This window comes from Pandoraea sputorum (genome assembly GCF_000814845.2).
Classification (GTDB): Bacteria; Pseudomonadota; Gammaproteobacteria; order Burkholderiales; family Burkholderiaceae; genus Pandoraea; species Pandoraea sputorum.
In genome coordinates, this window is the sequence record NZ_CP010431.2 from 4,170,616 (window position 1) to 4,194,865 (window position 24,250).

General features: G+C 63.4%; 24 protein-coding genes. 17 read left to right on the forward strand and 7 right to left on the reverse strand.

Annotated features, from left to right (window positions below; all coding sequences use genetic code 11):
- Positions 1-9: 9 nt before the first annotated feature.
- On the reverse strand, positions 10-1,506 hold the full coding sequence (gene zwf, locus NA29_RS18335; RefSeq protein WP_039400267.1) for a glucose-6-phosphate dehydrogenase: 1,497 nt from the start codon (positions 1,504-1,506) through the stop codon (positions 10-12).
- A 179-nt stretch (positions 1,507-1,685) separates the two neighbouring features.
- Here zwf and edd point away from each other — a divergent pair, with 179 nt between their 5' ends.
- The 5 genes from edd to NA29_RS18360 all read left to right on the forward strand — a co-directional run bounded on the left by edd (position 1,686) and on the right by NA29_RS18360 (position 6,236).
- Entirely contained in the window at positions 1,686-3,533 is a 1,848-nt protein-coding gene (edd, locus tag NA29_RS18340; protein WP_174555913.1) for a phosphogluconate dehydratase, read from the forward strand.
- Between the two features lie 123 nt (positions 3,534-3,656).
- Positions 3,657-4,145: a hypothetical protein gene (locus NA29_RS18345; protein ID WP_039400270.1), complete on the forward strand. Its 489-nt coding sequence runs from the start codon at positions 3,657-3,659 to the stop codon at positions 4,143-4,145.
- 41 nt (positions 4,146-4,186) lie between these two features.
- A complete protein-coding gene (gene dapA, locus NA29_RS18350; RefSeq protein WP_039400272.1) occupies positions 4,187-5,068 on the forward strand; it encodes a 4-hydroxy-tetrahydrodipicolinate synthase in 882 nt (293 codons plus the stop codon).
- 58 nt (positions 5,069-5,126) lie between these two features.
- Positions 5,127-5,654, forward strand: coding sequence for a helix-turn-helix domain-containing protein (locus tag NA29_RS18355; protein WP_039400275.1), 528 nt, complete (start codon positions 5,127-5,129; stop codon positions 5,652-5,654).
- A gap of 78 nt (positions 5,655-5,732) precedes the next feature.
- Positions 5,733-6,236 carry a hypothetical protein gene (locus tag NA29_RS18360; RefSeq protein WP_039400278.1) on the forward strand — a complete coding sequence of 168 codons (504 nt, stop codon included), beginning with the start codon at positions 5,733-5,735 and terminating at the stop codon, positions 6,234-6,236.
- 107 nt (positions 6,237-6,343) lie between these two features.
- On the opposite strand, the gene mgtA is transcribed toward NA29_RS18360, so the two are convergent.
- Together mgtA and NA29_RS18370 are read right to left on the reverse strand one after the other, a co-directional pair.
- Complete coding sequence (gene mgtA, locus NA29_RS18365) at positions 6,344-9,103, reverse strand: magnesium-translocating P-type ATPase (RefSeq protein WP_039400281.1); 2,760 nt, start codon at positions 9,101-9,103, stop codon at positions 6,344-6,346.
- A gap of 76 nt (positions 9,104-9,179) precedes the next feature.
- Positions 9,180-9,386, reverse strand: a complete 207-nt coding sequence (locus tag NA29_RS18370) for a hypothetical protein (protein ID WP_150777565.1) — start codon at positions 9,384-9,386, stop codon at positions 9,180-9,182.
- Between the two features lie 581 nt (positions 9,387-9,967).
- Between NA29_RS18370 and NA29_RS18375 the strand changes: the two genes are divergently transcribed.
- Entirely contained in the window at positions 9,968-10,570 is a 603-nt protein-coding gene (locus NA29_RS18375) for a phosphatase PAP2 family protein (RefSeq protein ID WP_039400285.1), read from the forward strand.
- Positions 10,571-10,662: 92 nt separating this feature from the next.
- Here the strand turns inward: NA29_RS18375 and rnk are convergent, their stop codons facing one another.
- Positions 10,663-11,088 carry a nucleoside diphosphate kinase regulator gene (gene rnk / locus NA29_RS18380; protein WP_039400288.1) on the reverse strand — a complete coding sequence of 142 codons (426 nt, stop codon included), beginning with the start codon at positions 11,086-11,088 and terminating at the stop codon, positions 10,663-10,665.
- Positions 11,089-11,236: 148 nt separating this feature from the next.
- Between rnk and hemL the strand changes: the two genes are divergently transcribed.
- The 5 genes from hemL (at position 11,237) to ribD (ending at position 15,835) form a co-directional block, all read left to right on the forward strand.
- Entirely contained in the window at positions 11,237-12,541 is a 1,305-nt protein-coding gene (gene hemL, locus NA29_RS18385; protein ID WP_039403966.1) for a glutamate-1-semialdehyde 2,1-aminomutase, read from the forward strand.
- A 98-nt stretch (positions 12,542-12,639) separates the two neighbouring features.
- Positions 12,640-13,254, forward strand: coding sequence for a LemA family protein (locus tag NA29_RS18390; protein ID WP_039400290.1), 615 nt, complete (start codon positions 12,640-12,642; stop codon positions 13,252-13,254).
- A gap of 10 nt (positions 13,255-13,264) precedes the next feature.
- Entirely contained in the window at positions 13,265-14,347 is a 1,083-nt protein-coding gene (locus tag NA29_RS18395; protein WP_257125704.1) for a TPM domain-containing protein, read from the forward strand.
- The gene (locus NA29_RS18400; protein ID WP_257125727.1) at positions 14,238-14,723 is read left to right on the forward strand and encodes a TPM domain-containing protein; all 486 of its coding nucleotides are present in this window, start codon (positions 14,238-14,240) and stop codon (positions 14,721-14,723) included. The genes NA29_RS18395 and NA29_RS18400 overlap by 110 nt, the downstream gene beginning before the upstream one ends.
- Before the next feature lie 14 nt (positions 14,724-14,737).
- The gene (ribD, locus tag NA29_RS18405; protein WP_039400293.1) at positions 14,738-15,835 is read left to right on the forward strand and encodes a bifunctional diaminohydroxyphosphoribosylaminopyrimidine deaminase/5-amino-6-(5-phosphoribosylamino)uracil reductase RibD; all 1,098 of its coding nucleotides are present in this window, start codon (positions 14,738-14,740) and stop codon (positions 15,833-15,835) included.
- A 119-nt stretch (positions 15,836-15,954) separates the two neighbouring features.
- Here the strand turns inward: ribD and NA29_RS18410 are convergent, their stop codons facing one another.
- Genes NA29_RS18410 through NA29_RS18420 form a run of 3 tightly spaced genes read right to left on the reverse strand, consistent with a single transcriptional unit; the run spans position 15,955 to position 17,752 of the window.
- Positions 15,955-16,716 (reverse strand): 2-keto-4-pentenoate hydratase, encoded by a 762-nt coding sequence (locus NA29_RS18410; protein WP_039400294.1) that lies wholly within the window; start codon positions 16,714-16,716, stop codon positions 15,955-15,957.
- Positions 16,713-17,543: a 2-keto-4-pentenoate hydratase gene (locus NA29_RS18415; protein WP_052253044.1), complete on the reverse strand. Its 831-nt coding sequence runs from the start codon at positions 17,541-17,543 to the stop codon at positions 16,713-16,715. Before NA29_RS18415 ends, NA29_RS18410 begins: the two co-directional genes overlap by 4 nt.
- On the reverse strand, positions 17,543-17,752 hold the full coding sequence (locus NA29_RS18420; RefSeq protein ID WP_039400297.1) for a tautomerase family protein: 210 nt from the start codon (positions 17,750-17,752) through the stop codon (positions 17,543-17,545). Before NA29_RS18420 ends, NA29_RS18415 begins: the two co-directional genes overlap by 1 nt.
- Before the next feature lie 128 nt (positions 17,753-17,880).
- On the opposite strand from NA29_RS18420, the gene NA29_RS18425 reads away from it, so the two are divergent.
- The 6 genes from NA29_RS18425 to NA29_RS18450 all read left to right on the forward strand — a co-directional run bounded on the left by NA29_RS18425 (position 17,881) and on the right by NA29_RS18450 (position 24,145).
- A complete protein-coding gene (locus NA29_RS18425; RefSeq protein ID WP_039400300.1) occupies positions 17,881-18,786 on the forward strand; it encodes a LysR family transcriptional regulator in 906 nt (301 codons plus the stop codon).
- Positions 18,787-19,256: 470 nt separating this feature from the next.
- Positions 19,257-20,369, forward strand: coding sequence for a branched-chain amino acid ABC transporter substrate-binding protein (locus tag NA29_RS18430; protein ID WP_095178473.1), 1,113 nt, complete (start codon positions 19,257-19,259; stop codon positions 20,367-20,369).
- 104 nt (positions 20,370-20,473) lie between these two features.
- The gene (gene livH, locus NA29_RS18435; RefSeq protein WP_039400307.1) at positions 20,474-21,397 is read left to right on the forward strand and encodes a high-affinity branched-chain amino acid ABC transporter permease LivH; all 924 of its coding nucleotides are present in this window, start codon (positions 20,474-20,476) and stop codon (positions 21,395-21,397) included.
- 8 nt (positions 21,398-21,405) lie between these two features.
- Positions 21,406-22,680: a high-affinity branched-chain amino acid ABC transporter permease LivM gene (locus tag NA29_RS18440; RefSeq protein ID WP_039400309.1), complete on the forward strand. Its 1,275-nt coding sequence runs from the start codon at positions 21,406-21,408 to the stop codon at positions 22,678-22,680.
- Entirely contained in the window at positions 22,677-23,444 is a 768-nt protein-coding gene (gene livG, locus NA29_RS18445) for a high-affinity branched-chain amino acid ABC transporter ATP-binding protein LivG (protein ID WP_039400312.1), read from the forward strand. Before NA29_RS18440 ends, livG begins: the two co-directional genes overlap by 4 nt.
- The gene (locus NA29_RS18450; RefSeq protein WP_039400315.1) at positions 23,444-24,145 is read left to right on the forward strand and encodes an ABC transporter ATP-binding protein; all 702 of its coding nucleotides are present in this window, start codon (positions 23,444-23,446) and stop codon (positions 24,143-24,145) included. Before livG ends, NA29_RS18450 begins: the two co-directional genes overlap by 1 nt.
- Positions 24,146-24,250: the final 105 nt, after the last annotated feature.

Genomic DNA, 24,250 nt, shown 5'->3' on the forward strand with positions numbered 1-24,250 from the left:
GGTCCGCCGTCAGTTGTCTTCTTCCATCCAGCTCGATCCGTACTGCGTGAGCAGCGCGCTGGCGGCGGGCGGTCCCCACGTGCCAGCGGCGTAACGTTTCGGGCCCTTGTGCTGGCGCGACCAGTACGCCTGAATCGGTGCGACCCAGCGCCACGCCTGCTCCTGCTCGTCGCGTCGGACGAACAGCGCCAGCCGACCATTGATGACGTCGAGCAACAGACGCTCGTACGCATCCATCCGGTGTCCCTTGAAGAACTGGTCGAACGCCAGATCGAGGTGAACGGATTGCAGATTCATGCCCTCGCCCGGCTGCTTCGCGAGACAGTACAGACGAATCGATTCGTTCGGCTGAAGGCGAATGACGAGACGGTTGACACCCGGTTGTGCAGTCGCGTCGCCCAGCAGCGGATACGGCGTCGCGCGGTAATTGACGACGATCTCCGCCACGCGCTCGCCGAGCCGCTTGCCCGTGCGCAGGAAGAACGGCACACCGGCCCAGCGCCAGTTGTCGATGTCGGCCTTGAGCGCGACGAAGGTCTCCGTCTGGCTGTCCGGCGGCACGCCCGGCTCGTCGGTGTACCCGGGTACCGCCGAATTGCGGATGGCCCCGCCGCCGTACTGCCCGCGCACGACGTTGCGCGACACACTCTCGTCGTCCAGTTGACGCAGCGAGCGCAGCACGCGCAGTTTTTCGTCGCGCACGGCGTCAGCATCCATCGACAGCGGCGGCTCCATCGCGACGATGGCCAGCAGTTGCAGCAAATGGTTCTGCACCATGTCTCGTAGCGCGCCGGTCTGCTCGTAGAACTCGCCGCGCCCCTCGACGCCGATTTCCTCGGCAATCGTGATCTGGATGTTGTCGATCAGCTCGCGCCGCCACAGCGGCTCGAAGATCGCGTTGCCGAAGCGCAGGGCCAGCAGGTTCTGCACCGCCTCTTTTCCAAGGTAGTGGTCGATGCGGTAAATCTGGTCTTCTCGGAAGATCGCGCCGACAGCGTCGTTGATTGCCTCCGACGACGCCAGATCGTGACCCAGCGGCTTTTCGAGCACGATGCGGCTGTTCTCGTTGAGCTTCGCGCTGCGAAGCCCTTCGCAAATGGGGATGAACAACGACGGCCCGGTCGCCAGATAGAAGATGCGCACGCCGGGGCGCTTCGACAGTCGCTCGGCCAGTACGCCGAACTCGTCTTCGCGGCCCAGATCGAGCGGCATGTAGTCGATGGTATCGAGAAAGCGCTTCCAGGCGCTCTCGTCCCACACGTCGGGCTTGATGTGTCCGCGCACATGCTGCTCGCACCACGCGTGGTACGCGGGCGCGTCCATCGGTTTTCGGGCGATGGCGAGGATGCGGCCCGCATCGGTGGCACCTGCCCCGCTGTCCTTCGCATCGTCCGCGCCGAGTTGGCCAGTGCGGAACGCGCGGAACAGCGCGGGAAGGACTTTGCGCAGCGACAAATCGCCGGTAGCGCCGAACAACACAAAGGTATAGGGTGAAGGCGTGTTCATGACAAGACGTCCACGTGTCACTGGGAAAGCGCAACTTTTGACACTGCATTGTAGTTTAACTACACTGCAATTCAACAAAATATCGTGCTTTAACTACACGCCTTCGTGGCGTGGGTTATGAAAGTTTGCACGCATTACGCGCCGCCTCCCGCCCCACAACGTCCGTCCCGGGATCCCCCATGACCCAGTCTTCGCATAACGTGTCGCTGCATCCGGTGGTACAACGCGTGACCGAGCGCCTGATCGAGCGCAGCCGGTCGTCCCGTCAGGCCTATCTCGACGGCGTCGCGCGCGCCACGCAGGGGCAACCCGGGCGTGAGAAGATCGGATGCGCGAATCTGGCCCACGCACTGGCCGCCGCCCCCGCCGACGACCGTTTGAAAATCCGCTCCGAGCGAACGCCAAACATCGGCATCGTCACCGCATACAACGACATGCTCTCGGCGCACGCGCCCTTCGCCGAATTCCCCGACATCATCAAATCTGCCGCACGCGCGCACGGCGCGAGCGCACAGGTCGCCGGTGGCGTACCCGCCATGTGCGATGGCGTGACGCAAGGCTATGCGGGCATGGAGCTGTCGCTGTTCTCGCGCGACGTGATCGCGCTGGCCTCCATCGTCGCGCTCTCGCATCAGATGTTCGACGCCGCCATGTTCCTCGGCGTGTGTGACAAGATCGTGCCGGGGCTGGTGATCGCCGCGCAGGCGTTTGGCCATCTGCCCGCCGTGTTCAGTCCCGCAGGCCCGATGCCCTCGGGGTTGCCGAACGACGAGAAGTCTCGCATCCGACAGGAATATGCAGCGGGCCGCGTCACGCGCACCGCTCTGCTCGACGCCGAACTCGCCGCCTATCACGCCGAAGGCACGTGCACGTTCTACGGCACGGCGAACAGCAACCAGATGCTCATGGAATTCATGGGCCTGCATCTGCCCGGGTCGTCGTTCGTCAATCCGCATACGCCGTTGCGACACGCGCTCACGCAAGCCGCCACGGCGCGTGCGGTAGCGCTCGCGAAGTCGGGCATCAATACGTCGCAGATTCTGGACGAGCGCGCGTTCATCAACGGCGTCGTCGGTCTGCTCGCCACCGGCGGGTCGACGAATCACACGTTGCATCTGGTCGCAATGGCCCACGCAGGCGGCATTCTGCTCGACTGGCAGGACTTCGCCGAGCTGTCGGACGTCACGCCGCTGCTCGCGCACGTCTATCCGAGCGGCAAGGCCGACGTGAACCAGTTCCATGCGGCCGGTGGCCTGAGCTTTCTCATTCGCGAACTGCTCGATGCGGGCTTCTTGCACAATGACGTGACGACCGTCATGGGGCACGGTCTGCGGGCCTACACGCAGGAGGCCTTTCTGCGCGACGACGTGCTGTCGTGGCAGGAAGCGCCGACCGAAAGCCTCGACGAGAACATCGTGCGCCCGGCGTCGCGACCGTTTGCGCCCGAAGGCGGCCTGCGCATGCTCGCAGGCAATCTGGGGCGCGCCGTCATCAAGTCGTCCGCCGTCAAGCCCGAACACCAGAAGGTACGTGCACCGGCGCGCGTGTTCTCCGATCAGGAGTCGGCACAAGCGGCCTTCAAGGCAGGCGAGCTGACGCGCGACGTGATCGTCGTGGTGCGCTTCCAGGGGCCACGTGCCAACGGCATGCCCGAACTGCACAAGCTCATGCCGATGCTGGGACTCTTGCAGGATGAGGGGCACCACGTCGCGCTGGTCACGGACGGTCGCATGTCCGGGGCATCGGGCAAGGTGCCTGCCGCCATCCATCTGTCACCGGAAGCGGAGGAAGGCGGCATGCTCGCGCGCGTGCAGGACGGCGACATCATCGAGATCGATTGCGAGACGAATACCCTGCACTGCGAAGTCGATGACGCCACACTCGCCGCGCGCACGCCCGAGCCGGTGCCGCAACGGCCGTTCGACCCGTGGCGCAACATGTTCGCGCTGTTCCGCAACAATGTCGGCACCGCGCCGCACGGCGCAAGCGTACTGTTTAACGACGCGCAGTACCCAAAGCACGACTGATGCAAGACTGATCTCACCGCTCAACGTCAGGCAAGCAAGGCGTCAAAATCTTGACGCCTTTTTTACCTGCGCCTCCCTAGACTGGCCTCGTTGTCACTTCAGTCGTTAAAACGACACGTCGCCATGCCCTCAATCGCCCAACGCGTCAGCCTTGAACCCCCTGGTGCGAACGCCACCCCGGCCGATGCCTCGCGCGCGCTCAGCGCAACACCGGCCGCCGCCCGCGCATCACTCAGATCACTCAGCTCTGCGCAGTCGGCCAACAGTGCCGTCGCCGCAACGCCTGCCAGCACGCTGACGACGCCAGGCACGCCGCCCGCCGAGACCGTCCCGGTGGCGCGTCAACGCAATCGATACAACCCACGCGCCCGCCTTGACGCGACGCTCGACATCACCCTCAGCCGCGCCGCGGTCTCCTCGCTGGCCGTCACGCTGGCGATGAGCTTGCCGCTGCCGTGGCGTGTCGAGACGATTCGTCCGATCCGGCGCGATACGGCGGCTGTCGTGTCGATTGCCTTGCCGCGCGTCGAAGCGGCGCGTGCGATGGACGTCGTCATGCAATCGCTGCCGGAAGCCGAGTTCGGCGCACTGCGCCTGCGTCCGGCCGTCTGAGACTCTCCCGGCGATCTTCGCCAATACCGATGCTTCAGGTTATGAACACAGCCATCTTCGAAGGCGTGTGGGTTCCGCTCGTCACGCCCATGTCAGGCGCCAATGGCGCCCAGATCGACTACAACGCGTTTGCACGTCTGGTCGACTATTACCTCGCGGCGGGCGTGAACGGCCTCGTAGTCGCGGGTACTACCGGCGAGGGCACGCTGCTCACCGATGAGGAGCGCCGCCGGCTCGCCGAGACCGCCTGTTACCTCGCCCACGGACACGCGCCGGTGCTCGCCGGTGTCGGTGCGGCCGACACGACGAATGCCGCACGTCAGATCCGCAGTCTCGACGACCTGCCGCTCGCCGGTTATCTCGTCCCGCCGCCGTACTACCTGCGTCCCTCGCAGGAAGGCATTCTCTGGCACTACCGCACGCTTGCCGCCGGTACGCGCAAGCCGCTCGTGCTCTATAACGTGCCGCTGCGCACCGGTGTCACGCTCGGCGTGGAGACGATCCGCGAGCTGGCATCGCACGAGTCGTTCGCCGCCATCAAGGAGTGTGACGCGCACCCGCTCACGCATCTGCCCTCGCAAGTGACGATGCGCGTGCTGTGCGGTGACGACATGCAGATCCTTCCCGCGCTGCGCGCCGGAGCCGTCGGATGTATCTCGGCGGCAGCGCATGTGCGCCCGGACCTCTACCTCAAGCTGATGCGCTACGTGCGCGAAGGCGACATGGATCACGCGAACACACTGTTCAACGGCATGAAGCCGCTGATCCGACGACTGTTCTCCGAGCCGAATCCAGTAGCGATCAAAGCCGCACTTGCGTCGCTGGGCTTCTGTCAGGACACGGTGCGCCGCCCGCTCATGCCCTGCACCGCCGCGCTTCGCAAGGACATCGACACACAACTGGAAGTCACGATGGCGTTCTGATATCGACAGCATGCCGCCCCCGACGTGGTCCATGACCGCACCTGACAGGACACTCGCAATGGATGAAATCGAACGGCGTCACCGCACCGTCGCCCGTCTGCTGATCAAGCTCTCGGGCACCACGCAGGCAAGGCTCGCTTACGCGACCGGCATCACCGGCAACACGATATCGCGCTGGGTGCATGGCGATCCCTGCGCGCTCGGCACACAGGGAAGAGACAAGCTGTTCGCCGCATTAGGCGTGCGCAGCGATGGCGTGAACATCCGCTTTGCGTCTCGCTCGACAGGCGCGGCGCAACCGGTCTTCCAGATCAGCGGTCTGGTGCAGGCCGAGCGATTCGCCACGCTCGCCGCGCTCACGTCGACGCAATTCGTCGCTGCACGCGAGACGTCTCAGGGGAAAACGCTGGTGAGCGTCGTCACGGACATCAGCGGACAGACGACGGCGTTGCTCATCGGCACCCGCGAAGCGTTCGATGAGCTGTACGCCGAGCTTGGCATCGCGCTCTCGCCCAATCGCCGTTTGGAGGCGGGCCTCCGTCCTTATGGGGTGACGGACAAGGCGATGCGTCTACACTCGAACTGACAGCAGATTGCGTAGCAAAGCGCCGATGCCCCCGTCGGCGATCCATTCTTGGCCCCCCGTCAACTATGGAGCGTTGTCATGACGACAGATCGCATCAACAAGCGCATGAAGGTGTACGCCACCGAGGGCTGGCAGGACACGGGATACAAGATCGGAGCGCAGAGCGCGCCGAAGGTCATTCTGCGAGCGTCCGGTGAATGGTGCACGCGCACGGACGACCGCAAGTTCGGCCGCCGCGACGCCAACGGCCGCACCCCGAATTCCGGTGCGACGTATCTGCACAAAGTCTCCGGCGACGACGAGTATCCCTATCACGGTCACGACGCCCTGATGGGCCAACTCATCGGGCGCTTCGGCGAGAGCGGCGAACCGTTCCTCGTCGGCAATCACAAGTCGTTCCGCGTCGAAGGCATGCCCAAGGATGTGTCGCTGTGGCTATGCTGCAACGATCCTCTCGGCAGCGCGAAGAAGGACAACGATGGCGCGCTCGACGTCACCCTCGAACTCGACGACGCACGCGACGTCTTCGCACCGCGTCCGCAGCACTTCGACCGGCCGTCGGGCACCTGGGTCGACGACTGAGCGTCGGACTGAGCCTCGGGTTCAACCTCATACCGAAGCCCCATGAAAAAAGCCAGCGGTGAACGACTCGCCGCTGGCTTTTGGTTTGGACGGCTACCGCAGCCGCGTTACTGCCACCCGAACCGTCGCGCGAACACGCCCTTCATCAACTGCGTGAGCACGGCGTACGCCAGCAAAATTGCGGCGAGCATCGGGAAGTACGCCAGCGGCAGCGCCTGCATCTTAAAGGTCTCGGCGAACGGCGACAGCGGCAGCATGATGCCGATCAGCATCACCGCGCCCGTCATCAGCAGCAGCGGCCATGCGGCGCGGCTCTGAATGAATGGCAGACGGCGCGTGCGGATCAGGTGCACGATCAGCGTCTGCGACAGCAGACCTTCGACGAACCAGCCAGACTGGAACAACGTCTGATGCTCGGCACTGTTCGCACCGAACAGATGCCACATGGCGACGAACGTCAGCACGTCGAAAATCGAACTGATCGGGCCGAAGAACACCATGAAACGCGACAGATCCGACGGATTCCACTGCTGTGGCTTCGTCAGTTGTTCGGCGTCGACGTTATCGAACGGAATCGTCGTCTGCGACAGATCGTAGAGCAGATTCTGCGTGAGCAACTGCAACGGCAGCATGGGCAGGAACGGCAGGAAGGCGCTCGCAATCAGCACCGAGAAGACATTGCCGAAATTCGAGCTGGCCGTCATCTTGATGTACTTGAGCATGTTCGCGAACGTACGACGCCCCTCCATCACGCCCTGCTCCAGCACCATCAGGCTCTTTTCCAGCAGGATCAGATCGGCCGCCTCCTTGGCGATGTCGACCGCCGTATCCACCGAAATGCCGACGTCGGCCGCGCGCAGTGCCGGGGCGTCGTTGATGCCGTCGCCCATGAAACCCACGACGTGACCGTTCGCGCGCAGCATGCGCACGAGACGCTCCTTGTGCGCTGGCGTGAGCTTCGCAAAGACGTTGGCGCGCTCGACGGTCCGGGCAAGTTCGGCGTCGCTCATCGTTTCGATGTCGTCGCCCAGCACGCAGGCCGTCACCGGCAAGCCGACTTCGCGACAGACTTTCGCCGTCACGAGATCGTTGTCGCCCGTGAGCACCTTCACGTCCACGCCTGCGGCCGCCAACGCTTTGAGGGCCGGGGCTGTCGACTCCTTGGGCGGATCGAGGAAAGCGATGTAGCCAACGAGCACGAGTTCGCTTTCATCCGCGATGCTGTAGCTCTCGCGTACGGGCGGCAGATGACGCGTCGCCACCGCCACCACACGCAGCCCTTCGGCGTTCAGGTGGGCCGTGACGCGACGCAGTTGGGCGAGCACGTCCGGCGTGAGCGGTTCGACGTTTGCGCCGTGCTGCACGCGGTTGCACACCGCCATCACTTCTTCCACTGCCCCCTTGCAGATCAGTTCGTGGTGATCGCCGTTTTCACTCACGACCACCGACATGCGACGGCGCTGGAAATCGAACGGGATTTCGTCAATCTTGCGATAACGATTGACCACGTCCAGCCGCTGATGCAACTCGGCGTGATTGAGCACAGCGACATCGAGCAGGTTCTTCAGACCGGTCTGATAGAAGCTGTTGAGATACGCGTATTCGAGGACGTCTTCGGAGAAATTGCCCCACACGTCGGTGTGACGTTCCAGACATATCTTGTCCTGCGTGAGCGTGCCCGTCTTGTCGGTGCAGAGCACGTCCATCGCGCCGAAGTTCTGGATCGCGTCGAGCCGTTTGACGATCACCTTCTTGCGCGAGAGCACGACCGCGCCCTTTGCAAGCGTGGCCGTCACGATCATCGGCAGCATTTCAGGCGTGAGGCCGACGGCCACCGACAGCGCGAAGAGCGACGCTTCGAGCCAGTCGTGCTTCGTGAAACCGTTGATGAGCAGGACGATAGGCGTCATGACCAGCATGAAGCGGATGAGCACCCACGACACACGGTTCACGCCTTGCTGGAATGACGTGACGGTCGGTTGCTGCGCGCTCACGCGCTGCGCAAGCGAGCCGAAGAAGGTGCGACCGCCCGTAGCAACGACGACGGCCGTGGCCGAGCCGCTCACTACGTTCGTGCCCATGAACGCGAGGTTGTCGTAAGCGAGCGGGTTGCTGCCGCCACTACCACCGCTACCACCTGTCTGGCACGGATGCGCAAACTTCTCGACGGGCAACGCTTCTCCCGTGAGCGCGGACTGCGAGACGAACAAGTCCTTGGCGACGAGGATGCGCACGTCGGCCGGAATCATATCACCCGCGGCGAGCAGCACGATATCGCCCGGCACGAGGTCGGCGAGGGCGATTTCACGGCCCATGCGTCCGAGGCGGCGCACGTTCTCCGGCTCGGTAGCGCCATCGATCAGCGGCTCACGGCGCAGCACGGTGGCCGTAGTGCTCACCATCGCCTTGAGCTTCTCCGCTGCCTTGTTGGAGCGGGCCTCCTGCACAAATCGCAACACCGTGGAAATGATCACCATCGACGCGATGATGATCGTTCCCTCGGTGTCGTCGGTCGCGTAAGACACAGCGGCCAGTGCAGTGAGCAGCAGGTTGAACGGGTTGCGGTAGCAGTTAAAGAGATGACGCCACCAGGGCAGCGGCTTTTCGTGTTCGACCTCGTTGGGGCCGACATGCGCGCGCACGGTGGCGGCTTCGTCGTCGGACAGCCCGTCGCGGGTGGTGCGCAGACGCGCAAGCAGGTCCGGCCCGGCGTCGCGAGCAGCTTCGAGCAGACCCGGTGGTGCCTCGTGGCCATGCGCTGGCGCGTCGAGGGTTTCGAGCATGTCGCGGCGCCGGAAGAAGCGCAGGCCGAGGCGCGCGCCAAGCACCGCAATCAGTCGCTCGCTAAGCGTGAGAGCTTGTTGCATGGATACATCCTGAAATGGCTTGTGAGGCGCCGGAGAATCCCCGGCGCCTCACGTAACAACGGAAAGACGCGGGGGGTCAGCCTTGCTTGACGCTCTCGCGATGGCGTACGAACGAGGCCAGCCATTGCCCGGCACGCGTCAGCACACCGGAACGCGCCACATCATGGGTGACATCATGGGGGACGTCGGGGTGCGGATCGACGTGATAGTGATGCAGGCACTGGGACGGCAGCATCAGGGCTTGCGGATTGCCTCCGCGCAGGGTCATGGAATAACGGAACACGATGAATCTCCCGGCCGCACGGCATCCGTCCGGCGTGGGAAGCGGGTTCGCGTTTCATGCAAAACACGCGAACGCACGCGCACGACGGGACAGCCCGAACGGCAGACGTAAAACTTAATAAGGGAGCGTGCTACGAGAGACGGACGCTATCGGTACGACCCAGCAAAACCCTTCGTCGCGCGAGTGCTGCGGCTAAAGGGTGAAGGTATTCGACAGGTACATCTGAGGTGCGCGCCAACCCGACTATGCGAGTTAGCGGCTGGGAAGATCCCGGGGACTAACTCGCGGTGATGGTGTCGACTTCGGTCGACCGGCAACTACCACTAGAACTACTGTCCACGGAAGGACCTCCTGAGAGCTATGACGGCGCGATTCTACCTCCGAGAGCGTCGAAAGAAAAGTGACAATTCAAGGTGTTACAAAATGATGACAAATGGCACTTTCCTCGCGGCGACGGGTCATTCAGAATCTGTCACGCAATCGTCACAAACCGTCGGCCGGCGGCCGTTGAGGCGCCGGCACCGCTAAAGCGCCCCGGTCGCACGTTCAACCTCCGGCAGGCATTCGTCCCCCCGGAGTTCATGGATTCGCTCAACCGCGCCCTCTTTCTCGCGATCAACGCCTCGCCCAATGTTAGCGATGGCGAACTGGCCATCGCCGTCTTCATTGCCAAATACCTGATCCTGCTGCTGCCGGTGGGCCTCGTCACGTTGTGGCTTGCAGGCGGACGCGACCGCGAAGGCGCGGTGCACGGCCTGCTAGGCGTGGGGCTCGTGCTGCTGATCAACTTCGTCATCGGATTCGCCTGGTTCGAGCCGCGACCGTTCGTCGTCGGCCTTGGTACGAATCTGCTCGCCCACGCGCCGACGAGCGCCTTCCCGAGCAACCATGGCTCGATCATGTTCACGTCGGCGTTCGTGCTGATGGGTACGGTGGCCCGCACGCCGCGTCTGCTCGGCAAGCTCCTTCTGATTTGCGCGCTGCCGGTGTGCTGGGCGCGCATCTACCTCGGCGTGCACTGGCCGGTCGACATGCTCGGCGCGCTGGTGGTGTCGCTGGTCGTCGCGCTCATCATGCGCACGGCGAGCGCACGCGAGACGAGCCGTATCCTCGCGGCGATTCTCGAAGGCATCTATCGTCGCCTGCTGGCATGGCCGATTTCGCGCGGCTGGCTACGTCGTTGAGCGGGGAGTTGCGGGAATTACAGGAATTGCAGGGGAGATGACTGGGAGACTCGGGAGATCCGAATCTCCCATTGGTGCTGCGGAGAAGGGAATTAACGGTGGTATTCGCCAGCGGCTTCCGGCTGGTAGTCGAGGCCGAGCAATTCCAGCTCGATGAGATGACCGCCCGGCACTTGCCAGTGAATCGACTGGCCTACGCGCAGACCCAGCAGCGCGCTACCCACCGGCGCCAATACCGAAATGCCGTTTTCCGTGGTGGCGAGATGCTGCGGATACACGAGCGTCACGCGGTGCTCCTGCTGCGTGCTCAGGTCGCGATAGCGCACCACCGAATTCATCGTGGCGACATCGGCCGGCATTTGCTCCGGCTCGACGACGCTCGCCCGGGCGAGCTCTGTTTCGAGTGCCTCCACATACGGCAGGGCCGTGCGCGGCGCATTCTCGATGACCGAATAAAGACGATCGAGGTCGAGAGACGAGACAGTGATCGAAGGACGTTGTGCGTTGACGGTGGACATGTCGAAGGGCCTTGAATTTCCTTAGCGTTGAGAAAGTTGCCTTCAATCTAACAGAAGCCCCCGGCCGCGAGAAGTCCCGGACTTTGACGCCATCCGCTAGAATCGACGCATTAAGGTGAATAGGCCTATGCGCCGCAAAGCTGAAGTCATGTCCGAAAACACTACGAATGTCGCGCTGTTCGAGCGCGCCCAGCAAACCATTCCCGGCGGTGTGAACTCGCCCGTGCGTGCCTTCCGCTCGGTCGGCGGCACGCCGCGCTTCATCGCCCGCGCACAAGGCCCCTACATGTGGGACGCCGAAGGCGTTCGCTACATCGACTACATCGGCTCATGGGGCCCGATGATCGTCGGCCACCTGCATCCGGAAGTCGTCGCCGCCGTGCAAACGGCCATGTCGCAAGGCTTCAGCTTCGGCGCACCGACGCAAGCCGAAGTCCTGATGGCCGAAGAAATCTGCCGGCTCGTTCCGTCCATCGAGCAAGTGCGTCTGGTGTCCTCGGGCACCGAAGCGACGATGAGCGCATTGCGTCTGGCGCGCGGCTTTACGGGTCGCAACAAGATCGTCAAGTTCGAAGGCTGCTACCACGGTCACGCCGACAGCCTGCTGGTGAAGGCCGGTTCGGGTCTGCTGACGTTTGCCGACTCGACGCGCAACGCGCCCTCCTCGGCCGGCGTGCCGCCCGAAGTCACGCGCGACACGCTGGTTCTCGAATACAACAACGTCGAACAACTGCGCGAACTGTTCGCCGGTCAGGGCAGCGAGATCGCGGCCGTGATCGTCGAGCCGGTCGCGGGCAACATGAATCTCGTGCGCGGCTCGCGTCACTTTCTCCAGACGCTGCGCGAGCTGTGCACCGCGCACGGCGCCGTGCTGATCTTTGACGAAGTGATGTGCGGTTTTCGCGTCGGTCTGGGCGGCGCGCAGGCGCTTTACGGCATTACGGCCGACCTGACGTGTCTGGGCAAGGTGATCGGCGGCGGCATGCCCGCTGCAGCATTTGGCGGACGCCGCGACATCATGTCGCATCTCGCACCGCTCGGTGGCGTCTATCAGGCGGGCACGCTCTCGGGTAACCCGCTGGCTGTTGCCGCCGGGCTCGCCACGCTCAAGTTGATTCAGGCGCCCGGCTTCTACGAAGATCTTGCCAAACGCACGTCGAAGCTCGTGAGCGGTCTTGTCGATGCCGCGCAGGCCGCCGGTGTGCCGTTCTCCGGCGACAGCGTCGGCGGCATGTTCGGTTTGTACTTCCGCGCCAACGTGCCGCAGAGCTTTGCCGAAGTGACGACGTCGGACGTCGCTCGCTTCAACAAGTTCTTCCACGCCATGCTCGATCGCGGCGTCTACCTCGCCCCGAGCGCGTTCGAGGCCGGGTTCGTGTCGGCCACGCACGACGACACGATCATCGATGCAACGATCGACGCGGCGCGCGACGCGTTTGGGACGATTGCATGATCGCGTCCGAAAGCCCGCCTACCATTTGCACTGTGGTTCGTGCCACGTTTTGCGCAGTCTGCCGGATGTCCGTCCGGTCATAACAAGGGGAAAACGTCATGCAAATGCTACTGCCGATCCTTCGTCGTCAATCCTGGGTGCGATGGCTCGCGCTGGGACTTCTCGCGTCGTTACTGTCCTCCTGCGGATACAACGAAATTCAGGTCAAGGACGAAGCGGTCAAGGCGTCCTGGAGCGAGGTCGTCAACCAGTACCAGCGACGTGCCGATCTGGTGCCGAACCTGGTGAACACGGTCAAGGGCTACGCGTCGCACGAGCAGGCCACGCTCACCGAGGTGATCAACGCGCGCGCCAAGGCGACGAGCATCACCGTCACGCCGGAGACGCTCAACGATCCGGAAGCGTTCAAGCGCTTCCAGCAAGCGCAGGGTGAGCTGTCGGGCGCACTCTCGCGCCTGATGGCCGTCTCGGAGAACTATCCGAACCTGAAGGCCGACGGCCTGTTCCGCGACCTGCAATCGCAGCTCGAAGGCACGGAAAACCGCATCACGGTCGCGCGCAATCGTTACATCCAGTCCGTGCAGGACTACAACGTGTATGTGCGTCAGTTCCCGAACAATCTGACGGCCAAGATGTTCGGCTACGGTACGAAGCCGAACTTCACCGTGGATAACGAGAAGGCTATCTCCACGGCGCCGGCCGTCAAGTTCTGAGGCCGCGGCAATGACAGCGCTCATGCAACCGAAGCGCTTTTTGAGGGCGTTGTCGGCGTTGTTGGCGCTGTGGGCACTCGCGCTGGCCAGTCTGTGCTGGCTGGCGCTGCCCGCGAGCGCGCAAGCGCTGGTGGCGGTGCCCGCACTGACGGCGCGCGTGACCGATCTGACCGGCACGCTCACCACCGAGCAGCGCAACGCCCTTGAGGCGCAGCTCGCGCAATACGAGCAGCAACGCGGCAGCCAGATCTTCGTGCTGATGCTGCCGAGCACCGCGCCCGAGACCATCGATCAGTACAGCATCCGTGTCGCCGACGCCTGGAAGGCAGGCCGCAAGGGCGTGGACGATGGCGTCATCATGCTGATCGCGAAGGACAACCCGAACGACTTGCGCAAGATGCGCATCGAGGTCGGACGTGGTGTGCAAGGCTCGCTCACCGACGCCATTTCGGGCCGCATTCTGCGCGACGTCATGGCACCGTACTTCCGCAATGGCGACTTCTTCGGCGGCATCGCGGCGGGAACGGCGGCCGTGCAGGCGGCCATGAACAACGAGGCGTTGCCCGCACCGAATCTGCCGTCCACGCGCGCGCCGCACTCCGATTTGTCCGATTTTCTGCCGCTGCTCTTCATCGTCTTCATCATCGCGATGGTGGTGATCATGGAAGGCCGCCGGCGCTTCAGCGGTCCCGGCTTGCCGAGCGATCCCAACGACCCGCGCTCGCGCGTGCTCACCGGTCAGCGCGGACGCATCGGCCCGGGGGGTTCGGCGGGATCGGTGGTATTGGCGGAGGCATCGGGGGCGGACTCGGCGGTGGCTGGGGACGTAACGACGGCGGTGGTGGCGGTGGTGGTGGCTTTGGCGGCGGAGGCGGCGGCGGTTTCGACGGCGGCGGCTCGTCCGGCAACTGGTGAAGACGATGACGACAGCACACGAACCGGCAGTTGCAATGCAACCGAAACCGCACGACGTGTCCCGCTGGTTGCGTCACGCGGGCACGTGGCGGGCGCATGCCCGCTGGCTATTCCCCGACAACGCACTCGACACGCTGGAAGCCTCGATCCGCGAATCCGAATCGGAGCATCGTTGTGAAATCCGGCTGGTGATCGAAGCGGCCATGCCGCTCGCCAATGTGTGGCGCGGGCAAACGTGCCGTCAACGCGCCGTTCAACTGTTTCACCATCTGGGTGTCGCGCACACCAGCGAGCGCACAGGCATACTGCTGTACATCAACATCGCCGATCACGATATCGAGCTGATCGCAGACAAAGGCATCAATGCGCTGGTGGACGATGTCAGGTGGGAAGCCGTCGTGAAGCAGATGAGCGCCGGGTTTCGCGATGAACGCTACGTCCAGAGCGTGCTCGACGCACTGAACACCCTGCGCGGCATTGCGCGCGAATCCCTGCCAGCCCATGCTGGCGCAGCCCCGGACAATGCGTTGACCGACCGGCCGCTGATGCTCTGACGATCTTACGTCTCATGTTTTCCGATCAGGATTTTGACTACATGCGCCGCGCGCTGGCATTGGCCGAGCGCGCGATGTTTACTACGACGCCGAACCCGCGCGTGGGCTGCGTCATCGTGCAGGACGGCCGTGTCATCGGCGAAGGCTTCACCCAGCCCGCCGGGCAGGATCACGCCGAAGTGCAGGCCATGAAGGACGCGCGCGTGCGCGGCGAATCGGTGCGCGGCGCAACGGCCTACGTCACATTGGAACCGTGTAGCCATTACGGCCGCACGCCGCCGTGCGCCAAAGGGCTCATCGAAGCGGGCGTGAAGCGCGTGATCGCCGCGATGGAAGATCCCAACCCGCTCGTCGCAGGGCGCGGTCTGAGCATGCTGCGTGATGCCGGTATCGAGGTGCGCTGCGGTTTGCTGGAAAACGAAGCGCGCGAGATGAACATCGGCTTCATCGCCCGCATGACGCGCGGCACGCCGTGGGTGCGCATGAAAGTGGCGGCGAGTCTCGACGGCAAGACGGCGCTGCACAACGGCGTGAGTCAGTGGCTGACCGGCCCGGCGGCACGCGCCGACGGCCATGCATGGCGCGCGCGCGCCTGCGCGATTCTCACGGGCATCGGCACCGTGCGCGAAGACGATCCGTCGCTGACAGTGCGCGAGGTGGAAACGACGCGCCAGCCGCTGCGTATCGTCGTCGACTCTCGCCTGGACATCGCCCCGACGGCAAAGGTGCTTGCAGGCGGCAATGCGCTCATTGTCTGCGCCAACGGCGATGCGGATCGCGTGGCCCGACTGCGCGATCTGGGCGTCGACGTGCTCGATCTGCCGAACCCCAACGGCAAGGTCGAATTGCCTGCGCTACTGCGTGCGCTGGGCGAGCGTCAATTCAACGAAATCCACGTGGAAGCCGGTTACAAGCTCAACGGTTCGCTGCTGCGCGAAGGCTGCGTGGACGAACTGCTGACGTACTTCGCGCCGAGCATCGTCGGCGATGCGCAAGGCATGTTCAACCTGCCCGCCCTCACTTCGCTCGACGACAAGCTCGCACTGACGTTCACCGACGTGCGCATGATCGAGACCGATCTGCGTGTGATGGCCCGGGTGAAGCGGGACTGACGTGCCGCCGAAACTCGCCGGGTAGTAAAAACAAAAACGGGGCGTGCCGTGTGGCGCGCCCCGTTTTGCATGGCCCGGCGAGACGATGAAACGGCCTGCCGTGCCCGTCGTTCTGTGTCCTACACGTGGAAACCCACGCGACCGAGCGATTCCATCTCGACCGACACGTACTGGCCCGGCTGGATGTACTCGGCCGGTGTCGCGCCGCCCGCCATCACGATCCAGCCCGCCTGCAACGGCTCGCCCGCCGCCGCCGACAGACGCGCCGCCGCCACGAGCGAGCGCAGCGGATGACCCAGCAGCGCCGCCGTCGAACCCACTTGCACGGTGCGGCCATTGATCGACATCGCCAGCCCCAGATTCGAGAAGTCGACGTGCGGGCTATGCCACGCACCGATCACGAAACCGCTGGACGACGCGTTGTCGGCAATCACTTCCGGCAACGTGAACTTGAAGTCCTTGTAGCGCGAGTCGATGATCTCGATAGCCGGTGCGATTGCCTCGACCGCCGCCAGCGCCTGCGGCCCGGTGACGTTGCCTTCGAGCGGCTTCTTCAGAATGAAGGCGATTTCCGGCTCGACACGAGGATGCACGTAACGCTTGAAGTCGATGGACGTGCCCTCTTCGATCTGCATGCCGGACGTCAAACGCCCCCAGATCACATCGGACAGCCCCATCTGAATCATCTTCGCGCGGCTGGTGAAGCCCATCTTCACGCCGACGCGCGTCTCGCCACGCTCGGCACGGCGCGCCAGCGAGGCGGCCTGAATGGCGTAGGCGTCGTCGAGCGACAGGCGGTTATCAGTGTCGAACTGTTCGACTTCGTGGGCGAAATGCGCTGCGTCGTCGAGCAGCTTGGCGTAATCGTGGATGTGGCTCATCGTGCAGCCTCGCTGGCAGGTTCAAAGACGGCGCGGACCGAGCCCAGGCCATTGATGCGGGTCTCGAAGATGTCGCCCGGGGTGACGGCGGCCATCGGACCAAGAGCGCCCGAAAGCACCAGATCGCCCGCCTTGAGCGGCGTGCCCACCGCAGCCATCGTGCGCGCGAGCCACACCACGGCGTTGATCGGGCTGCCCAGACAGGCCGCGCCTGCGCCGACCGAGACCGGCTCGCCGCGACGCTCGAGCACCATGCCGCACATGCGGACGTCGAATTCCGAGAGCTTCTTCGGCGTGTTGCCGATCACATAAGCCGATGACGAAGCGTTATCGGCAATCGTGTCGGTGATACGGATATTCCAGTCGGCCACGCGGCTGCCGACGATTTCCAGCGCAGGCAACGCGTACTCGATGGCATTCAGAACATCCAGCTGGCCCGGATGCTCGACGTTCAGATCGCGGCCGATCACGAACGCAATCTCGGCTTCGATCTTCGGTTGCGTGAGGATCGAGGCAGGAATCGGTTCGCCGTCGCCATAGCCCATGTCGTCGAACAACAGGCCGAAGTCAGGCTGATCGACGCCGAGCTGCTTCTGCACGGCGACCGACGTCAGACCGATCTTGCAGCCCACGATACGGCGACCGGCCGCGAGGCGTCGCTCGGTGTTGATGCGCTGAATGGCGTAAGCGTCGTCGATGGTGAGCGGTGCGAACGTGTCGCGCAGCGGGGCGATGAAACGGTGCGAGCGTTCGGCTTCGAGCAGCGCATCGGCAGCCTGCTGGAGACGCGCCTGTGTGGCCGCGTCGCGTTGGATGGCGTTGCTCATTACGCGCCCGCCTTGGCCGGCGCTGCCGGCTCGTCCTTCGTGCGCTCGCCCACGGCCCAGTGGGCGGCCGGCACTTGCGTCGCGAAAACGCGAATCGATTCGAGCGGCGCGCCGAGCGTTTCGTGTACGGTGCGCGCCACGGCCTTCACACAGGCCTTGACGGCAGCGTCATCGCGGCCCTCGATCAGATTGATATGTACGATTGGCATGATGCGGTCTCCTGAAATGCTCGATAGAGCGGCTTCGTGCAGGCATGATGCGCGCGCGCAAAGATACCGTCCAATACCAAATTTCCAGATTCCGATACTATTTCGGTATTGAGTTGAAACACTGAATCATGGATATCAAGCAAATGCGGTACTTCCTCGCGGTGGCGCAGGAAGGCCATTTCGGGCGCGCCGCCGAACGGCTGAACATGGCGCAGCCGCCACTCACCCGTCACATCCACGCACTGGAGGCGCAACTCGGCACGGCGCTCTTCGTGCGCACGCCCAAAGGCGCGACACTGACCGCCGCCGGGCAGACGCTGCTCTCCGAGGTGCCGAACATCCTGTCGCTCACGCGCCGCGCGGAAGAGCAAACCCGGCTCGCAGGCGACGGTTACATCGGGCGGCTCGACGTCGGCATTTTCAGTTCCGGCATTCTCAATGTGATTCCGCGACTGCTCGCGGACTTCCATACCGAACGTCCCGAAGTGAAGATCGGCCTGCATAACCTGTCGAAGACGGAACAGATCGCGGCGCTGCGCGAGCGGCGTATCGCCATCGGCTTCAACCGTCTGATTCCGGACGAACCGGATCTGGTCGTCGACTGGATTCACCGCGAGCCGTTTCTCGTCGCGCTGTACGAAGGGCACCCGCTATGCAAGCGCGCGTCGCTCACGCTCGCCGATCTCGATAACGAGCGGATGATTCTCTACCCGAACGCACCGGTGCCCGGACTCGCAGAAGAGGTGGCCGCCGCGTTTCGCGCCGAAGGTGTGACGCTGCGTGTGGAGCAGGAGGTGGAAGACGTGGTGACGTCGATTGCGCTCGTGGCGAGTCGCTTCGGCGTGTGTGTCACGACCGAATCGGCCGCGAATCTGCGATTGCCCGGTGTGGTGTATCGGCCGTTGAGATCGCAGCGACTGCGCTCCATCGAACTGAACTGCATGTACCGGCGCGACGACGATTCGCCGATTCTCGCCGCGTTTCTTGCGCTGATCCGCGCATCGCGCACCCGGCGTCACCCACTGCCGATGTAAGGCTGACGCCTATTCATCGATGTATGCGCACGGATACGACAACACAGATGTCGTCATGGATGCGATCCGGTGCATCGCTGCGACTGAATGCAAAGCACCCACGATTGGATTTCAATTAGCCACGGATTGTATCCAAAATGTCCTGATGCCTATTTCGTCGCATCCATTCAACATGGCCCTCATTTGCCGATTCAAGTGATATTCGCCGATTTTCCAATCTGCGTAGTACTACGGAGAATCGCTGTGACGACTCTTATTTTTTTCTTATGACCCTTTTGAAACCCTTTATCCATGCGGGTTTCCGGGGGACTCAGGATACCTGTTTCTATTAAAGAGCGTATTACGCTACTATGGCGCATCGTTCAGGCCGCCAGCGGTTTGAAGGATCCAATACCGACCAGGTTTAGCAGTCGATTAAGGCTACCGCACCACGAGGTAGTCAAAAAATACAAATCAAGGAGATGTCCACAATGCAGTTTCGTCACAAATCCCTGTTCGTTGCCGCTGCTCTCGCCCTCCTCGGAACGGCTGCCAATGCAGAGACCGTCAAGATCGCCATCGCCGGCCCGTTCAGCGGCTCGGTTGCCCAGTACGGCGACATGGTCAAGGCCGGTGCGCTGACCGCAATCGAAGAAGTCAACGCAGCTGGCGGCGCGAACGGTAACAAGCTCGAAGCCGTGTTCATGGATGACGCATGCGAGCCGAAGCAGGCTGTCGCCGTCGCCAACAAGATCGTCAGCCAGAAGATCAAGTATGTGATCGGTCACGTGTGCTCGGGCTCGACGATCCCGGCATCGGACATCTACGAAAACGAAGGCGTCGTGATGATCACGCCGTCGGCCACCGCACCGCAACTGACCGAAGGCAAGAAGCGCCACTTCATCTTCCGTACGATCGGCCGTGACGACCAGCAAGGTCCGGCAGCCGCTCAATACATCATCAACAAGGTCAAGCCGAAGAAGGTTGCCGTGCTGCACGACAAGCAGTCGTACGGTCAGGGTATCGCCACCTCGGTGAAGAAGGACCTCGACGCCGCCAAGGTGCCGGTCGTGCTGTTCGAAGGCATCAACGCTGGCGATTCGGACTACTCGGCTGTCATTACCAAGCTCAAGGCGCAAGGCGTGGACTTCGTCTACTTCGGCGGCTACCACCCGGAAATGGGTCTGCTGCTGCGTCAGGCACGTGAGCAAGGCGTGAAGGCCACGTTCATGGGACCGGAAGGCGTGGGTAACAAGGACGTGACGGCTATCGCCGGCCCGGCTTCGGAAGGCATGCTCGTGACGCTGCCGGCCGACTTCGCTGCCGACCCGGCCAACGCCAAGCTGGTGAAGGCCTTCGCCGACGCCAAGCGCGATCCGAACGGTCCGTTCCAGATGCCGGCCTACACGGGCGTGCAACTGATCGCCAAGAGCATCGCTGGCGCGAAGAGCACCGACTCGGAAAAGGTGGCGAAGTACCTCCACGCCAACACGTTCGACACGCCGATCGGCAAGGTGGCGTATGACGCCGCCGGCGATCTGAAGTCGTTCAAGTTCGTGGTCTTCACCTGGCACAAGGACGCCACCAAGACCGCAGCCAACTGATTCCCTGACGCTTTACCGGCCAGCGAATCACCCCCAGCCGCCCGCCGACCCCGGCGGGCGGCTCGCATTCGCGCTCGGCCCCCGCTAGTCGCGAGGCTTCCCGCATGAACGAATTTTTCCCACAGCTTGCCCAGCAACTGGTCAATGGCCTGACGCTGGGCGCGATCTACGCGCTGATTGCCATTGGCTACACAATGGTCTACGGCATCATCGGCATGATCAACTTTGCCCACGGCGAGATCTACATGATCGGCGCCTATGTCGGGCTTGTCACACTGACTGCAATCGGAACGGCGGCGGGCTACCCCTTGCCGCTCGTGCTGGGTGCAGCGCTGCTGGTATCGGTGCTGGTCACGGGCCTTTATGGCTTCGCGATCGAGCGGGTGGCGTATCGCCCGCTGCGCGGCGGACCTCGTCTCGGACCGCTGATCTCCGCGATCGGTATGTCCATCTTCCTGCAGAACTACGTGCAGATCGGTCAGGGCGCACGCGATGTTTCCGTGCCGATGCTGATCTCCGGCGCCATCGATGTTCCGATGGGCGACTTCACCGTGACGATTCCCTACGCTCGCATGCTGATCGTCGGCGTGACGGTGGCCCTGATGATTCTGCTCACGCTGTTCATCGCTAACTCGCGCATGGGCCGCGCCTGCCGTGCCTGCGCCGAGGACATGCGCATGGCCAACCTGCTCGGCATCGATACGAATCGCGTGATCTCTTTCACGTTCATTCTCGGTGCCATGCTCGCGGCTGTGGGCGGCGTACTGATCGGCCTGACCATCGGCAAGCTCAATCCGTACATCGGCTTCATCGCAGGCATCAAGGCCTTCACGGCAGCGGTGCTGGGCGGTATCGGCAGCATTCCCGGCGCCATGCTGGGCGGCGTGCTGCTGGGCCTGGCGGAGACGCTCGCCTCGGGCTACATGCCCTCCGAGTACAAAGACATCGTGGCGTTCTGCCTGCTGGTGCTGGTGCTGCTGTTCCGCCCGACCGGCCTGCTGGGCAAGCCCGACGTCGAGAAAGTCTGAGGTCGACCATGACACAACAACTCACCATGAAGTCCGGCGCCGCCAACCGCGCGCCGGCAGGAGAGACGCTCAAGGGTGCGGTCATCGCCGCAATCGTGACGATCATCCTTACGGCCCCCATCCTGGGCCTGCAACTGAAGCTCGACGGCTACAAGGTTGTGCTGGAACAGCATTGGCGTCCGGTCTGGATCGCGACGGCCATCGTGTTCGTGTTCCAACTGATCAAGCCGTTCCTGTTGCGCACCAAGCGCGCGGTGAAGCTGCCGACGATGCCCACGATGGGACGCCGTCAGCAACTGACCGCCATGTGGGTGCTGCTCGCCGTCGGTCTCGTGTGGCCGTTCGTCGGCTCGCGCGGCGCAGTGGACGTGGCAACGCTCGCACTCATCTACTGCGTGCTGGGTCTCGGCCTGAACATCGTCGTGGGCTTCGCCGGTCTGCTCGATCTGGGCTACGTCGGCTTCTATGCCGTCGGCGGGTACACGTACGCGCTGCTCAATCAGTACTTCGGCCTGACCTTCTGGGAATGCCTGCCGCTCGCCGCGCTGATGTCGGCAACGTTCGGCTTCCTGCTGGGCTTCCCGGTGCTGCGTCTGCGCGGCGACTATCTCGCGATCGTGACGTTGGGCTTCGGCGAAATCATTCGTCTGCTGCTCAACAACCTGACGAGCCTGACGGGCGGCCCGGACGGCGTGTCCGGCATTCCGAAGCCCAGCGTGTTCGGCTTTGAAATGGCCCGCTCGTCGAGTGTGGAAGGCGCGAAGACATTCCATGAACTGATCGGGCTGGATTACAGCGGCGGTCACATGGTGATCTGGCTGTATCTGCTCGCGTTCGCGCTGGTCGGCTTCACGCTTTTCGTCACGAGCCGCCTGATTCGCATGCCGATCGGTCGCGCATGGGAAGCCCTGCGCGAAGACGAAATCGCCTGCCGCTCGCTCGGGCTGAACCCCACGCGCATCAAGCTCTCGGCATTCACGCTGGGCGCATCGTTCGCGGGTCTGGCCGGGGCGTTCTTCGCTGCGCGTCAGGGGCTGGTCACGCCGGAGTCGTTCACGTTCATCGAGTCGGCGCTGATTCTCGCCGTGGTGGTGCTCGGCGGCATGGGCTCGCAGATCGGTGTGATTCTCGCGGCCATCCTGCTGACGATTCTGCCAGAAGTGGCACGCGACTTTGCCGAGTACCGCATGCTGATCTTCGGTCTGGTGATGGTGCTGATGATGATGTGGCGTCCGCAAGGTCTGCTGCCCGCCACCCGCCCGCATGTGGAGTTGCCGCAATGAGTGCAGAACTGTTGAAACTCTCTGGCCTTCAGATGCGCTTCGGCGGTCTGCTGGCTGTCGACGGCGTCGAGTTCGACGTCCGCAAGAACGAAGTCTTCGCGATCATCGGGCCGAACGGCGCAGGCAAGACGACCGTCTTCAATTGCGTGGGCGGCTTCTACCGTCCCACGGGCGGATCGATCGTGCTCGACGGCAACGACATCACCGGCTTGCCGAGCCATATGGTGGCGCGTCGCGGTCTGGTGCGCACGTTCCAGAACATCCGTCTGTTCCGTCAGTTGACGGTGGTGGAGAACCTGCTCGTCGCGCAGCACATGACCGTGCACACCGGCTTTCTGCAAGGGCTGCTCTCGACGGGCGCGTTCCGTTGCTCGGAGCGCACGGCGCTCGAGCGCGCAAAGATGTGGCTCGATCGTCTGGGTCTCACGCCGGTCGCTAACCGTGAAGCCGGCACGCTGTCATATGGCCACCAGCGCCGCCTCGAGATCGCGCGATGCATGATCACCGAGCCGCGTCTGCTGATGCTCGACGAACCGGCTGCCGGTCTGAACCCGCAAGAGAAGGTCGAGTTGCAGCAACTCGTGGACAACCTGCGTAACGAGTTCGGCATTTCGGTGCTGCTCATCGAGCACGACATGAGTCTCGTAATGGGGGTCTCCGACCGGATTCTCGTGATGGAACACGGCAAGCCGATCATGACCGGCAAGCCCGACGAGGTGCGCAACGATCCGCGCGTCATCAAGGCCTACCTCGGGGAGGAATAATGCTCAAGCTGGAACAGATCCACACCCACTACGGGGCCGTCGAGGCGCTCTCGGGCGTGTCTATCGAAGTGAACAAAGGCGAGATTGTCACGCTCATCGGCAGTAACGGCGCAGGCAAGACCACGCTGATGATGACCGTGTGTGGCACGCCCCGCGCATCGAGCGGTCGCGTGATGTTCGAGGGCAACGACATCACCAACCGCCCGACGCACGAAATCATGCGCATGGGCATGGCGATTTCACCGGAAGGCCGTCGCGTGTTTCCGAGCCTGACCGTCATCGAGAACCTGAAGATGGGCGGCTTCTTCGCGTCCAAAGACGAAATCGATGCCGGCATGGATCACGTCTTCAAGTTGTTCCCCCGGCTCGCACAGCGTGGCAAACAGCGCGCAGGCACGATGTCCGGCGGCGAACAGCAGATGCTCGCTATCGGTCGTGCGTTGATGAGCCGTCCGCGTCTGTTGCTGCTCGATGAACCGACGCTCGGCCTCGCACCGCTCGTGATCGCGCAGATCTTCGACATCATTCGTGCGATTCGCGAAGAAGGCGTGACGGTGTTTCTGGTGGAGCAAAACGCGAACAAGGCGCTGCATGTGGCCGACCGCGGTTATGTGCTCGAAACCGGGCGCGTCGTGCTCGCCGATTCGGCTGACAACCTGCTCGCAAACGACGACATCAAGCGCGCTTATCTGGGCGCTTGAGTCTGTGGTCACGCGGCCATCGATCAGGCCGACATGACGGGAAACGGAAAAGGGGATGTGCTTTCGGGCACATCCCCTTTTTTCATACATCTGCGGCCAATGACT